The organism is Deinococcus aerius, from assembly GCF_002897375.1.
GTDB lineage: Bacteria > Deinococcota > Deinococci > Deinococcales > Deinococcaceae > Deinococcus > Deinococcus aerius.
Genome location: NZ_BFAG01000003.1, coordinates 1 through 13,154 on the forward strand (window position 1 = coordinate 1; position 13,154 = coordinate 13,154).

The 13,154-nt window shown below is 69.0% G+C and carries 12 protein-coding genes; 9 read left to right on the forward strand and 3 right to left on the reverse strand.

Annotated elements, in window-relative coordinates; translation table 11 throughout:
• Window positions 1-73 precede the first annotated feature (73 nt).
• Entirely contained in the window at window positions 74-1,069 is a 996-nt protein-coding gene (gene gap, locus DAERI_RS04855) for a type I glyceraldehyde-3-phosphate dehydrogenase (RefSeq protein WP_103128315.1), read from the forward strand.
• Between the two features lie 83 nt (window positions 1,070-1,152).
• Entirely contained in the window at window positions 1,153-2,322 is a 1,170-nt protein-coding gene (locus DAERI_RS04860) for a phosphoglycerate kinase (protein WP_103128316.1), read from the forward strand.
• A 14-nt stretch (window positions 2,323-2,336) separates the two neighbouring features.
• Here DAERI_RS04860 and DAERI_RS04865 read toward each other — a convergent pair whose 3' ends face one another.
• Window positions 2,337-2,597, reverse strand: coding sequence for a S24/S26 family peptidase (locus tag DAERI_RS04865; RefSeq protein WP_201262718.1), 261 nt, complete (start codon window positions 2,595-2,597; stop codon window positions 2,337-2,339).
• A gap of 142 nt (window positions 2,598-2,739) precedes the next feature.
• On the opposite strand from DAERI_RS04865, the gene tpiA reads away from it, so the two are divergent.
• The 4 genes from tpiA (at window position 2,740) to DAERI_RS04885 (ending at window position 6,882) form a co-directional block, all read left to right on the forward strand.
• Window positions 2,740-3,480 carry a triose-phosphate isomerase gene (gene tpiA / locus DAERI_RS04870; RefSeq protein ID WP_103128318.1) on the forward strand — a complete coding sequence of 247 codons (741 nt, stop codon included), beginning with the start codon at window positions 2,740-2,742 and terminating at the stop codon, window positions 3,478-3,480.
• A gap of 112 nt (window positions 3,481-3,592) precedes the next feature.
• A complete protein-coding gene (asnS, locus tag DAERI_RS04875) occupies window positions 3,593-4,945 on the forward strand; it encodes an asparagine--tRNA ligase (RefSeq protein WP_103128319.1) in 1,353 nt (450 codons plus the stop codon).
• A gap of 119 nt (window positions 4,946-5,064) precedes the next feature.
• Window positions 5,065-5,952, forward strand: a complete 888-nt coding sequence (locus DAERI_RS04880; protein ID WP_103128320.1) for a PhzF family phenazine biosynthesis isomerase — start codon at window positions 5,065-5,067, stop codon at window positions 5,950-5,952.
• A 135-nt stretch (window positions 5,953-6,087) separates the two neighbouring features.
• Window positions 6,088-6,882: a Cof-type HAD-IIB family hydrolase gene (locus tag DAERI_RS04885; RefSeq protein ID WP_103128321.1), complete on the forward strand. Its 795-nt coding sequence runs from the start codon at window positions 6,088-6,090 to the stop codon at window positions 6,880-6,882.
• A 33-nt stretch (window positions 6,883-6,915) separates the two neighbouring features.
• Here the strand turns inward: DAERI_RS04885 and DAERI_RS04890 are convergent, their stop codons facing one another.
• The gene (locus DAERI_RS04890) at window positions 6,916-7,536 is read right to left on the reverse strand and encodes a class I SAM-dependent methyltransferase (protein WP_103128322.1); all 621 of its coding nucleotides are present in this window, start codon (window positions 7,534-7,536) and stop codon (window positions 6,916-6,918) included.
• Between the two features lie 105 nt (window positions 7,537-7,641).
• A complete protein-coding gene (gene cax / locus DAERI_RS04895; protein ID WP_103128323.1) occupies window positions 7,642-8,721 on the reverse strand; it encodes a calcium/proton exchanger in 1,080 nt (359 codons plus the stop codon).
• 109 nt (window positions 8,722-8,830) lie between these two features.
• Here cax and recG point away from each other — a divergent pair, with 109 nt between their 5' ends.
• The 3 genes from recG to DAERI_RS04915 all read left to right on the forward strand — a co-directional run bounded on the left by recG (window position 8,831) and on the right by DAERI_RS04915 (window position 13,140).
• A complete protein-coding gene (recG, locus tag DAERI_RS04900; protein WP_103128324.1) occupies window positions 8,831-11,176 on the forward strand; it encodes an ATP-dependent DNA helicase RecG in 2,346 nt (781 codons plus the stop codon).
• Window positions 11,177-11,717: 541 nt separating this feature from the next.
• Entirely contained in the window at window positions 11,718-12,266 is a 549-nt protein-coding gene (locus DAERI_RS04910) for a phosphatase PAP2 family protein (RefSeq protein ID WP_165794073.1), read from the forward strand.
• Between the two features lie 52 nt (window positions 12,267-12,318).
• Window positions 12,319-13,140 (forward strand): SDR family oxidoreductase, encoded by an 822-nt coding sequence (locus DAERI_RS04915; protein WP_103128662.1) that lies wholly within the window; start codon window positions 12,319-12,321, stop codon window positions 13,138-13,140.
• The last annotated feature ends 14 nt before the right edge of the window (window positions 13,141-13,154 follow it).

Below are 13,154 nucleotides of genomic sequence, written 5' to 3' on the forward strand. Positions count from 1 at the left end.
GGAGGTGGGTTACATTTGTGGTTGGTGGCGTGCCCGCGAGGGGCGGGCGGCCCGAGATTCGAGGAGGCACAGCATGAAGGTAGGCATCAACGGCTTCGGCCGCATCGGGCGTTTGGTGTTCCGCAACCTGGTCGAGCGCGGCGTGGAGGTCGTGGCGATCAACGACCTGACCGACAACAAGACGCTGGCGACCCTGCTGAAGTACGACTCGACCGCCGGGCGCTTTCCCGGCACCGTTTCGTTCGACGAGGAGGCCCTGACGGTCAACGGGCAGCGCATCGCGGCCCTCGCCGAGCGGGACCCCGCCGCGATCCCCTGGGGCCAGCTCGGCGCCGACATCGTGATCGAGTCCACCGGCATCTTCACCGACCGCGAGGGGGCGAGCAAGCACCTCCAGGGCGGCGCGAAGAAGGTCATCATCACCGCGCCCGCCAAGAACGAGGATTTCGCCGTCGTGCTGGGCGTGAACGAGGACCAGTACGACCCCGCGAACCACAACATCATCTCCAACGCGAGCTGCACCACGAACAGCCTGGGCGCCCCGATGAAGGTGCTGGACGAGGCCTTCGGCATCGAGAAGGCAATCATGACGACCGTTCACTCGTACACGAACGACCAGCGCGTGCTGGACCTGCCCCACAAGGACCTGCGCCGCGCCCGCGCCGCCGCCGTCAACATCATCCCGACCTCGACGGGCGCGGCCAAGGCCGTCTCGCAGGTGTACCCCAAGCTCAAGGGTAAGTTCGACGGGACCTCACTGCGCGTGCCCACCCCGGTTGGCTCGATCAGCGACGTGGTGGTGATCCTGGGCCGCGACGTGACCGCCCAGGAGGTCAACGACGTGTTCCGCCAGGCCGCCGAAGGGAAGTACAAGAACATCATCCGGTACACGGAAGACCCCATCGTCCTTCAGGACATCGTGGGCGACCCGCACTCCGCGATCATCGACGGCGGCCTTACGATGGCGATGGGCAATCTGGTGAAGTTCTTCTCCTGGTACGACAACGAGTGGGGCTACTCCAACCGCATCGCCGACCTCGTGGAGCTGGTGCAGGAAAAGGGCGCTTAAGGGGCTGTCAGCGGTCAGCCGTCAGTTTTCAGCGCTTCTGGCTGACGGCTGACGGCTAATCGCTGAAGACTCAAGGAGGAACCATGCGAACCCTCGATCAACTGGACACCCGGGGCCAGCGCGTCCTCGTGCGGGTGGACTACAACGTGCCCGTCAAGGACGGCGTGGTGCAGGACGACACCCGCATCACGGCGAGCCTGCCCACCCTGGAGCGGCTGCTGGACGGCAGCGCCTCCCTCGTCCTCATGAGCCACTTCGGGCGGCCCAAGGGCGGGCCGGAGGAGAAGTACAGCCTGCGGCCCGTGGCGCCCGTGCTGGAGCGCGCCCTCAAGCGCGACGTGCGCTTCATCGGCTCGCTGCCGTCGAGCGAGGAGACCCTGCGGGAGGTGCGGGAACTCCAGCCCGGCGAGGTCGCCCTGCTGGAGAACGTGCGCTTCGAGGCGGGCGAGGAGAAGAACGACCCGGAACTGGCGCGGCAGCTTGCCCGGCTGGGGGACGCCTTCGTCCTCGACGCCTTCGGAAGCGCGCACCGGGCCCACGCCTCGGTGAGTGGCGTCGCCGAGTATCTGCCGCACGCGGCGGGGCTGCTCCTCCAGAACGAGGTCGAGGCGCTCTCGCGGCTGCTGGAGAACCCCGCCCGGCCCTACGCCGTCATCATCGGCGGGGCGAAGGTCAGCGACAAGATCAAGGTGATCGAGAATCTGCTGCCGCGGGTGGACCGCATGCTGATCGGCGGCGGGATGGCGTACACCTTTATCAAGAGCCAGGGCGGCCAGATCGGCGACTCCATCCACGAGGACGATCAGTTGGGGCTCGCCCGCAGACTGCTGGACGAGTACGGCGGGAAGATCATGCTCCCGGTGGACGTGATTGCCGCTGACCGCTTTGCAGAAGACGCGCGGACGCAGGTGGTGCCGAGTGACGCCATTCCCGACGGCTGGCAGGGGCTGGACGCCGGGCCGGAGACGGTGAAGGCCTACACGCAGGCGCTTCAGGGCGCCAAGACGGTCTTCTGGAACGGGCCGCTCGGCGTGTTCGAGTTCCCGGCCTTCGCGGGGGGCACGAACGCCATCGCCAAGGCCGTAGCAGAGTTGGGCGACAACGCTTACACCGTCATCGGCGGCGGCGACTCCGTCAGCGCGATCAACAAGAGCGGGCAGGCCGACCGGGTGAGCCACATCAGCACGGGCGGCGGCGCGAGCCTGGAACTGCTGGAAGGCCGCACGCTGCCGGGCGTGGAGGCGATGAAGTAACCGCGACGGGCGGGTCAGGTGGAACGGCGGATGTCCACGGCTTTCCCATAGATGCTCTGACACCCCACCCAGCCGTTGATCCCGCCCCGGTTATTCCCGATCAAGCACCGCCCGCCGGATATGGCCTTGATGAGGTGAAGGTAGTCCTTGCCAGCGACACGGACCAGCACCACATCACCCACTTCCAGAGGCAACTCCTGGGCCGGAACAAGTGTCACGAGGTCGCCATCATTGACCTTTCCCCGCATGGAGTGTCCGCGCGGGCGGATCGTCACCTCTTGCCCCTGGTTCAATCTCTCCTTGGCAAATTTGGCCCAAGACACAGAACACTTTATTGCCGGGCACGGCCCGTACTCCTCAGCACAAACAACTACTTCTTGAGTCCCTTCCTTGTTCAATCCCTTCCCAGGAGGAACCATGACCAAACCCAGAACCCTGCTCGCCCTGAACTGGAAGATGAACAAGACGCCGACCGAGGCCAAAGCCTGGGCACGGGAACTGGCGCACGGCTATCACCGGGGCGAGGTCGAACTCGCGGTGATGGCCCCCGCCATTGACCTGCCGGGACTGAAAGAGACGCTGCCCGGCGGCGTGGACGTGGGCGCGCAGGACGTGTCGCAGCACGAGTCGGGCGCGTACACGGGCGAGATCAGCGCCACCATGCTGCGCGAGGTGAACGCGACCTACGTGATCGTCGGGCACTCCGAGCGGCGGCAGTACCACAACGAGACGGACGCGGTGGTCGCGGCCAAGGCGCGGCAGGCCCAGGCGGGCGGCCTCACCCCCATCGTCTGCGTGGGCGAGAGCCTGGACGTGCGGGAGCGCGGGGGGCACGTGGACTTTACCCTGGACCAGCTTCGCGCGAGCACGGAGGGCGTGGGGCCGGAACTCGTCGTCGCCTATGAACCCGTCTGGGCCATCGGCACGGGCAGGACCGCGACCGCACAGGACGCGGAGGAGATGGCCGCCGCGATTCGAGGGGCGCTGGAGGGGCTGTACGGCGACCAGGCGGGCAGCATCCGCGTCCTGTACGGCGGCAGTGTGAAGCCGGACAACATCGCCTCCATCTGCGCGGGGCCGAACGTGAACGGGGCGCTGGTCGGGGGCGCGAGTCTGAACGTGGCGGACGTGATCGGGATGAATGACGCTTTGAAGTGAGGAGATCAGCTCTCCCCCACCCTACTCCTGGGGTGGGGTCCTCTTTTTGATCCGCTCTGACCTTCTCCAGTGCCACGGGCGTCCTCCACCCCCTCCCCCTATAATTCCGCTCGTGACCGCGACCGATTTTGATGTAACTATCAACGACTTAAAGGCGCACGTGGGCGAGACGGTGACCTTGAGCGCCTGGCTGACCGACAAGAGCGGCAAGGGGAAAATCCAGTTTCTGAAACTGCGCGACGGGACCGGCTTCGTGCAGGGGACCGTCTTCAAGGGGGACGTGCCGGGGGAGGTCTTCGAGGCGGCCAGGCGGCTCTCGCAGGAGCAGGCGGTGCGGGTGACGGGCGAGGTCCGGGCGGACGAGCGGGCGCCGGGCGGGGTGGAACTCGCGGTGCGGGACCTCGCGCCCTACGCGGAGAACGGCGGCGAGTACCCGATCACGCCCAAGGAACACGGCATCGAGTTCCTGCTCGACCACCGCCACCTGTGGCTGCGGCACCGCCGCCCGTGGGCCGTGCTGCGGGTGCGCGACTCCGTGCAGCGGGCCATCGTGGACTTCTTTCACGGAGAGGGCTTCGTGCGCTTCGACGCGCCCTTCTTCACGCCGAACGCGGCGGAGGGCACGACCGAACTCTTCGAGATCGACCTCTTCGGCGAGGACAAGGCGTACCTGAGCCAGACGGGGCAACTGCACGCCGAGGCGGGGGCGCTCGCCTTCGGCAAGGTGTACACCTTCGGGCCGACCTTCCGCGCCGAGAAGAGCAAGACCCGGCGGCACCTGCTGGAGTTCTGGATGGTCGAGCCGGAGGTCGCGCCGAGCGATCACACCGAGAACATGGCACTTCAGGAACGGTTCGTGAGCTTCATTGTGCGCCGCGCGCTGGAAGAGTGCGGGACGGAGCTGGAGACGCTGGGCCGCGACCTTTCGAGGTTGCGCCCCGCCGCCGAGGGGAACTACCCGCGCGTGACCTACACCGGGGCGCTGGACATCATCCGGCAGCACATCGAGGACGGCGACCTGCCGCCCAACGTCCAGGCGGACGTGCAGCCCGTCGAGTGGGGGGATGACTTGGGAGCCCCGCACGAGACGATCCTGGGGTATCACTTCGACCGCCCGGTGATCGTCGAGCGGTATCCGGCGGCGATCAAGGCGTTCTACATGCAGCCCGACCCGCAGGACCCCCGCCTGGCCCTGTGCGACGACATGATTGCCCCCGAGGGTTACGGCGAGATCATCGGCGGCTCGCAGCGCATCCACGACTACGAGCTGCTGCGCTCGCGCATCGAGCACGAGGGGCTGCCGGTAGAAGCGTTCGAGTGGTATCTCGACCTGCGGCGCTTCGGTTCCGTGCCGCACGCGGGCTTCGGGATGGGGCTGGAGCGGGTGATCGCCTGGATCACGGGCATTGACCACATCCGCGAGGCGATTCCCTTCCCGAGGATGCTGACTCGCATGTCGCCCTGAGCGGTCTCTTCCCTGCCGGGTTACTCACCCGGCTTTGCCTTTCCAAAGCATGTGAACAGGTACACGACGAGACGGCGTGTGAACTCTATCCTTTGTCAGCTCTGCGCTAGAGTGCCGCCATGATCGCGTATTGCGAGGTGAGCGCGTTCACCGACACGCCGGGGCACGGCAACCGGGCGGGCGTCGTGCTGGACGCTGGGGGGCTGTCGGAGGCGGAGATGCAGGCCCTCGCCGCGTTTCTGGATGCCCCGGAGACGGTGTTCGTGACCCGGATGGGGGACGGCGCCGTGCGGGTGCGGTACTTCACGCCGACCCAGGAGATCGACTTCTGCGGGCACGCGACGGTCGCCCTGGGGTTGAGGCTGGCGCAGAACGGGCACTGGACGGAGGGGCCGCTCGTGCTGGAGACGCTGGTGGGCCGCATTCCCCTGACGCTGGAGGCCGAGGCGGGCACGCCCACGCGGGTGTGGATGAAGCAGCGGGGGATGGAAAGCCGCCCGGTGGACTGGACCCTGCGGCGGGAACTCGCCGAGGCGCTGGGGATCGACGAGCGGATGATCCACCGGGGGCTGCCCCTCGCGGCGGCGAGTACGGGCCTGTGGAGTGTCTTCGTGCCGCTGGTGGACCCGGTGATTCTGGACGGGCTGGAGCCGGACCTCACCCGCATCCACGCCCTGAGTGACGCGCTCGGCGTGTGTAGCGTGTACGCCTACACGCCGATGGGCGTCAACCGCTTCGCTGCCCGCGACTTCGCCCCCGCCGTCGGCATCCCCGAGGACCCGGTGACGGGCAGCGCGGCGGGGGCGCTCCTCGCCCTGCTGGCACGGGAGGGCCGCCTCCCCCTGCGCGGCGACCGGGCGACGGGCGTGGTGTACCAGGGCCACACCCTCGGCACCCCCGGCGAGGTCGAGGTCGAGGTGACGCTCGCCGGGCAGGTCGTGCAGGAGGTCCGGGTGGGGGGCCGGGCCGCCCTCGACCGTGAGGGGTACTGGACGCCGCGCGGGTAGAGGTGGAGCCGCTGGCCCTCTTTCCGTCTCCCGGGGGATGAGCCGCGCTGCTGACGTTTAAAGGATCGTGCGCTGCGGTGAAGGCGGTGCATTCATCGTCGCCGGGGGCTGACCCCGGAGGCGTACACTGCCCCGGTGCTTGGCCTGATCTGTGTGGATGTGGACGGAACACTCGTGGGCACCGGGAACGTGGTGCGGGAGGACGTGTGGGCCGCCCTGGCGGACGCGCGCTCAAGGGGCGTGCGAATCGCGCTGTGCAGCGGGCGGCCCGCCTTTGGCAACGCGCTCGCCTACGCGCGGCGGCTGGACCCAGGCGGCTGGCATATTTTCCAGAACGGCGCCTCCATCGTGAATGTGGGCCGTGGCGCGAGCCTGTCCGAACCCCTGCCGGTGGAGCCCCTGGAGGAGCTGCTGACCCGCGCCCACGCCACGGGGCGGCTGCTGGAGGTGTACACCGACAACGAGTACGGGGTGACCTGCCCGGGTGACCTCGCCCGGCGGCACGCGGAACTCCTCGGCGTGCCCTTCGTCCCGCGCGACCCGGAGACGCTGATCGGCACGCGCGTCCGGGCGCAGTGGGTGGTGCCGCTTGCGGAGTCGGCAGCCGTGCAGGCCGAGCCCCACCCCGGCCTGGACCTGCACCCGGCGGGCAGCCCGGTGATGCCCGACACCATGTTTATCAGCGTGACCCGCGCGGGGATTGGCAAGGGCAGCGCCGTGGCGCGGGTGGCTGCCGAATACGGGGTGCCCCTGGAACGCACCATGATGGTCGGCGACGGCCACAACGACGTGACCGCCATGCGCGAGGTCGGCCACCCGGTGGCGATGGGCAATGCCGACGCCGAGGCCCGCGCCGCCGCCCGCTACCACGTCGGTCATGTGGACGACGGCGGGCTGGCCGACGCGGTGCGGCTGGCGCTGACGCTGTAGGGAGGAGCGGTCCCTTGCCTGCGGGCCTGCCCGTCAACCGGGAGCGTGAAGTCCCGGTCCACCCCGCTTACCACGGGCCAGACCGCCGCGCCAGAACAGATCGATGCGAAAGGGCCGCGCCGTGACCCCGCCGAACCCCGCCGCCTCCAGCAGCCCGGCCAGTTCCGGCACCGTGTAGACCCGCACGAGTTCCCGGTCGTTCAGCGAGACGAGCCGGACGAAGCCGGGCAGGCCGTTCGGCACGTAGTCCTGCACGATGAGGGTGCCCCCGGGCCGCAACACCCGCCCCCACTCGCGCAGGGCGGCCCCCGGGTCCGCGAGGTAGTGCAGGACGTTCAGGCAGGTCAGGGCGTCCACCGAGGCGTCCGGCAGCGCGAGGGCCTCTGCCGGGGAGGCGAGAAGCGTCACGCCCTGCCCGGCGAGGGTGCGCGCGGCCACCCCGCGCATTCCCGCGCTGGGCTCGGCGCCGACGAGCCGAGCCCCCGGAAAGCGGGCACGGGCGAGCGCGAGCAGGGTGCCCGTGCCGCAGCCCACGTCGAGGAGCGTGCCGGACCCCAGGGGCGGCAGCGCGTCCAGCACCTCGCGGGCTGTCCGCCGGGCGTAGCGGCCCCAGAGCCGGTCATAGCTCGCGGCGAGGCGGTCGTAGGCTCCCATCACCCCAAAGTAACCCGGGGGCAGGGACGGTGGGGATCATGATTCCGAAAACAAGTTCGGCCTCCCCTGCCACACGCAGACGGGAGGCCGAAGCCTGTCTCCCCCTCACTTCACCGGGTAGAAGAACACCGCCAATCCCAGAATCGCGTACACGGCCAGCAGCAGCAGCCCCTCCAGCCAGTTCGTCTCCCCGTCCCTCACCACGCTGTTGGCGATGATCACGGCCCCGAAGATGGCGACCAGTTCCAGCGGCGACACGACGAGGTTCATGGGCTGCCCGACGACCAGCCCCGCGAGCACCAGCAGCGGCGCGACGAGAAGGGCGACCTGCACCGTGGAGCCCAGGCTGATCGTCATGGAGAGGTCCATCTTGTTCCGCAGGGCGAACAGCACGGCGGCGGCGTGTTCGGCGGCGTTGCCGATGATGGGAATCAGGATCAGGCCCACGAAGAACTCGGTGAGGCCCAGGACGGCCGTGGCCTCCTCCAGCGTGCCGACCAGGAACTCGGACATGAAGGCGACGCCAATCGTGGCGGCGGCCAGCACGCCCACCGCGCGGGGCACGCTCCAGAGGGGGCCGTCGTGCTCGTCGTGGGCGCCCTCGTCGTCGGCGGTCGAGAGGATGTCGCGGTGGCTGACCAGGGTGAAGTAGATGTACCCGGCGTACACCAGGATCAACACGACGGCGGCGGCGTCGCTGAGGTTCACGTCGAGGGCCGCCACCCGTTCTGGGGCGATCGCCCGCGCCGCCAGGTCGAAGATGGTGGGGATCATCAGGGCGATCACGCTGATGACCAGCAGGCTGGCGACCGTGCCCGCCGACTTCAGGTTGAAGCGCTGCTCCTTGTACTTCAGGCCGCCCAGCAGCACGGCCAGGCCCATCACGAGGAGCAGGTTGCCCAGGATCGAGCCGACGATGCTGGCCTTTACGACCTCCAGCTTGCCCGCCTGGAGGGCGAAAAAGGCGATGATCAGCTCGGTCGCGTTGCCGAAGGTGGCGTTGAGCAGGCCGCCTATCGTGCTGCCCGCGCGCACCGCGAGCTGTTCGGTGGCCGTCCCCATGATGCCCGCCAGCGGCAGGATGGCGAGGGCGGCGCTGACGAAGATCAGCGTGGGGCTGCCGTGCGTGACCTCCAGGAAGACCGCGATGGGCAGGAAGATCAGCAGGATGTTGAGCCACTTCATGCCCGGCAGTGTAGCCGGAAGGTGAGGCGCGGCACCTTCACCCGCAGTTCGGGGAGACGCGCCACAGGACACGAAACCCCCGCCGCGCGTCTGTTAGCCTGCCCCCGGTATGGCGACGGTCGCGGAACTGCGGGAGAGACTCAGGCGTCCGCTCGCGGCGGAACTCGCCTCGGGGTGCGCGAACCGGGTGGTGGCGGGCGGGCTGGAGCGGCTGCTCGCGTCCCCGCTGGCGGGTCCTTTTCCGCAGGTCCGGGAGGCGCTGAGCGGCTACGCGGGCCTGGACTCGGAGGGGCGGGAGGAGGCGCTGAACGCGGCGCTCGCCCTGCTGGACGGGCAGGAGAAGGCGGCGAGGACTCCCCGTCCCGCCCAGGCCGTCAAGCCTGCGGTGCCCACCGCCTCCCCCGGCGAGCGTCTTCCCATCGACGCCGAGGTCACGCGGCTGGACACCGGGCCGGGCGGGGCGCGCAAGCTCCAGTCGCTGGGCTTACGCACTATCCGCGACGTGCTGCACGCCTACCCGCACCGCCACGAGGACCGCCGCGCCCTGCCCGATCTCTCGGAGGTCGAGGAGGGCCAGAAGGTGACGGTGGAGGGCACGGTCGTCGCCAAGTCGCGCCGCAAGCCCAAGCCGAACATGCTCATCCTGGAGGTGACGCTGGAGACCCCCTCGGGCGGGCGGGTCCGGGCGTCGTGGTTCAACCAGCCGTGGGTCGAGCAGCAGTTGAAAGAAGGCGCGCGGCTGGTGCTGACGGGCCGGGCGAAGAAGTTCGGGCGGAGCGTGCAACTTGGGGTCGAGCACCTGGAGACGGTGGAGGATGCCAAGGACAGCCTCAGCACCGGGCGGATCGTCGGCGTGTACGACTCCAAGGACGGTATCTCGCAGGAGTTCCTGCGGCGGGCGGCGCACCGGGCGCTCCGGGCCGCGCCGCTGGACGACTACCTCCCCGCCCACTGGCGGCGGCAGTACGGGCTGACCGACCTGGGGGACGCGCTGTGGGGCATCCACTTCCCGCGCGACGAGGCGCAACTGGAACGGGCGATGCACCGGCTGAGGTTCGACGAGTACCTGTTTCTGGAACTGCGCGTGCTCCTCCAGGGCGAGGACGCCGTGCTCCTCGGCAAGCGGTTCCAGGCGACGGGCGAGGACATCAGCCGCTTCGAGTCAGCCCTCCCCTTCGCATTCACGAATGCCCAGCGGCGCGTGCTGCTGGAGATCACGGACGATATGCGCTCCGAGCGGCAGATGGCCCGGCTGGTCCAGGGGGACGTGGGGAGCGGCAAGACGGCGGTGGCGGCGTGCGCGCTCTACCTCGCCGTGCGGGACGGGTATCAGGGGGCGCTCATGGCCCCCACCGAGATTCTGGCGCGGCAGCACTACGCGAACCTCGTCGGGTATCTGTCGAAGCTCGATGTCCGAGTGGGGCTCCTGATCGGGGCGATGACCCCGAAGCAGAAGCTGGAGATGCAGACGCGCATCGCGGATGGGGACGTGGACGTGGTCGTGGGCACGCAGGCGCTCATTCAGGAGAACGTGCGCTTCGACAACCTGGGACTCGCCGTGGTGGACGAGGAGCACCGCTTCGGCGTGATGCAGCGGCGCAAGCTGCTCGCGGGCCGCCCGGACGTGCTCGTGATGAGCGCCACACCGATCCCGCGCAGCCTGGCGCTGACGGCGTACGGGGACCTGGAACTGAGCATCATCGACGAGTTGCCGCCCGGGCGCACGCCGGTCGAGACGAAGCTCATCCAGGACACGCACCGCCAGCAGGCGTACGGCTTCGTGATGCGCCAGATTCGGGAGGGGCGGCAGGCCTACGTGGTTACGGCGCTCATCGAGGAGAACGAGAACCTGGAACTCCTCGCCGCCACGCAACTCGCGGACGACCTGAAGACGATCCTCCCCGAAGCCCGAATTGAGTTGCTGCACGGCAAGATGACCGCCGCCGAGAAGGAATACGTGATGGACCGCTTCCGGGGGCGGGAGTTCGACATCCTGGTGTCCACCACCGTGATTGAGGTCGGCGTGGACGTGCCCAACGCGACGGTCATGGTGATCGAGAACGCCGAGCGGTTCGGGCTCTCGCAGCTTCACCAGCTCCGGGGCCGGGTGGGGCGCGGCAGCGCGCAGAGCTACTGCATCCTGGTCGCGGGGGAACACAGCAAGAAGACGCGGCAGCGCCTGAAGATCATCGAGGGCTCGACCGACGGCTTCGTGATCGCGGAGGCCGACCTCAAGTTGCGCGGTCCCGGCGAGCTTCGCGGCACCCGCCAGAGCGGCATCCCCGACCTGCGGCTGGGTGACCTTGCCAGCGACGTGGAGATCATCGAGCGGGCACGCGAACTCGCCAAGCACATCCTCGCGCACGACCCACGGCTGGAGCACCCCCGCCTCCAGTACCTGCGGGGCGAACTCCAGAACCGCAGCCAGAGCGTGGCCTTCCGCGAGGTGATCTGAGGCGGGGGCAACTTCCTGCGGAGGACTGGGCGCGGCTGGGGCGGCTTGATCCTCTCTGGGAACCGCTCACGGCCGAACAGGCAGAGACGTTCGCGGCGGAGTTGCGGGGTGAAGTCAGCGAGGGGCACGTGCTGCACGGCGTCCGTGTTCAGTTCCCCGCGCGGCGCGTGGGCTACGACGACTTTCTGGCCTACGCGCCTGAGTTGGAGAACCCATGGGTCCGCGTGCATCTGACCTGGATGTCCGCGAGACACGGGAAAGCGGAACGTCCACCCTGGCCCTCTACCTTCCTGTACCCCAACCTCGAAAAATTTTGCACCGAGCAGTGACCGAGGTACGCCGTCCTCCGAGCCGGGTTGAGTTCATCCTTCCCTTCCCATGACGCGACCTTTACACCCCGGTCATAGTCCTGTGACAGGCGAGCCCGTACACTCCTGGCATCAGCGCAATCATAATCTGCGGGCCGGGTGAAGCTCGCGCGCCGGGAGGCTGATCCAGACGGGTCAGCCTTACCTTTTTGGGGAGGGGTATGCTGCCGGGGATGCTCCCCAATTCGCTTCAGACCTCGCTGCACGCGCTGGCCGCCGGGACCCCGCTTCTGGGTGGGTTGGCCGTGTTCACCGCCTCCTTCCTCCTGTTCGTGCTGGCGGCGGTGCTGGGCGGGATCGTGCTGATGAAGGCCAGGAGCGTGACGTGGGCGCTGGCCGCGCGGGTGGTGGTCGCGTGCGCCGCCACTGTGCTCCTCACCCTGGTGCTGGGTCATGCCGTCCCGGACCCCCGGCCCTATCTGGTCGGCCACTACACGCCGCTCACGCAGGTGGCCCATGACAACGGCTTTCCCTCGGACCACACCCTGGTCGCGGCCCTGTTCACGGGGTTCATCCTGTGGATCGACCGCCGTTTCGTCACCCTGTTCGCGCTGGGCACGCTCGCCATCGGGCTCGGGCGGCTCGCGGTCGGTGCCCACCACACGCTCGACGTACTGGGCAGCCTCCTTATCGCGGGCGCCTCCTTGAGCCTGGCCGCCGCGCTCCGGTTGCCGGAGGCGTGGCGCCGACCCGTTCTGCCGGGGAGGGAGCGGTACTCCTGAGTTTGTCGGAATGAATGCGCCGCGCTCCCCGAGCCGCATCTATCCTGCCGGGATGAGGCAGGCCATGAGCGGGAAAACAGTGCTGGTCACCGGGGCGACGAACGGCATCGGGCTGGTGACGGCGCGGCAGCTGGCGCGGCGGGGGGCGCGGGTGGTGATCGTGGGCCGCAATCCCGAGAAGACGGCCCGGGTGGCGGCGGAAGTCGGCGCGGCGGACGCCCTGATCGCCGACCTCTCCGAACTCACGCAGGTGCGCCGGGCCGCCGCCGAGTTCAGAGAGCGGAACCCGAGGCTTGATGTGCTGGTGAACAACGCAGGCGCGTACTATGCCCGGCGCCAGGAGACACGCGAGGGGATCGAGATGACCTGGGCGCTCAATCACCTCGCGCCCTTCCTGCTGACCCGGGAATTGCTGCCCCTACTGCGTGAGGCGGAGGACCCCCGCGTCGTCACCGTCTCCTCGGACGCGCACCGCTTCGGGCGGATTCGCTTCGACGACCCCGAGTTCCGGCGGGGCTATAGCGGGTGGGCCGCCTACGGGCAGAGCAAGCTGGCGAACGCCCTCTTCGCGCGGGAACTCGCCCGGCGCGAGCCCGGGGTCAGGAGCAACAGCGTCCACCCCGGCATGGTCCGCACCGGCTTCGGGCACAACAACGGCGGCGGGACCAGCCTGCTGTGGAGGCTCGTCGACCGCTTCGCCATCAGCCCCGAGCAGGGCGCCCGGACGAGCATCCGCCTCGCCAGCGACCCGGAGCTGCGGATCAGCGGGCGCTACTTCGCCCAGGAACGGGAGGTCAAACCGTCCGCGCGGGCGCTGGACGACGGGGCGGCGCAGAGGCTCTGGACGCTGAGCGAGGAGTACGTGGGGCGCTGACGCGCCGTGAGTAG

Excerpts from the sequence above, each read along its gene's own strand:
- recG (WP_103128324.1), top strand. The coding sequence starts at position 8,831 with ATGGCGACGGTCGCGGAACTGCGGGAGAGACTCAGGCGTCCGCTCGCG.
- DAERI_RS04880 (WP_103128320.1), top strand. The coding sequence starts at position 5,065 with ATGATCGCGTATTGCGAGGTGAGCGCGTTCACCGACACGCCGGGGCAC.
- DAERI_RS04915 (WP_103128662.1), top strand. The coding sequence starts at position 12,319 with ATGAGGCAGGCCATGAGCGGGAAAACAGTGCTGGTCACCGGGGCGACG.
- cax (WP_103128323.1), bottom strand. The coding sequence starts at position 8,721 with ATGAAGTGGCTCAACATCCTGCTGATCTTCCTGCCCATCGCGGTCTTC.
- DAERI_RS04860 (WP_103128316.1), top strand. The coding sequence starts at position 1,153 with ATGCGAACCCTCGATCAACTGGACACCCGGGGCCAGCGCGTCCTCGTG.
- tpiA (WP_103128318.1), top strand. The coding sequence starts at position 2,740 with ATGACCAAACCCAGAACCCTGCTCGCCCTGAACTGGAAGATGAACAAG.
- DAERI_RS04910 (WP_165794073.1), top strand. The coding sequence starts at position 11,718 with ATGCTCCCCAATTCGCTTCAGACCTCGCTGCACGCGCTGGCCGCCGGG.
- DAERI_RS04890 (WP_103128322.1), bottom strand. The coding sequence starts at position 7,536 with ATGGGAGCCTACGACCGCCTCGCCGCGAGCTATGACCGGCTCTGGGGC.
- gap (WP_103128315.1), top strand. The coding sequence starts at position 74 with ATGAAGGTAGGCATCAACGGCTTCGGCCGCATCGGGCGTTTGGTGTTC.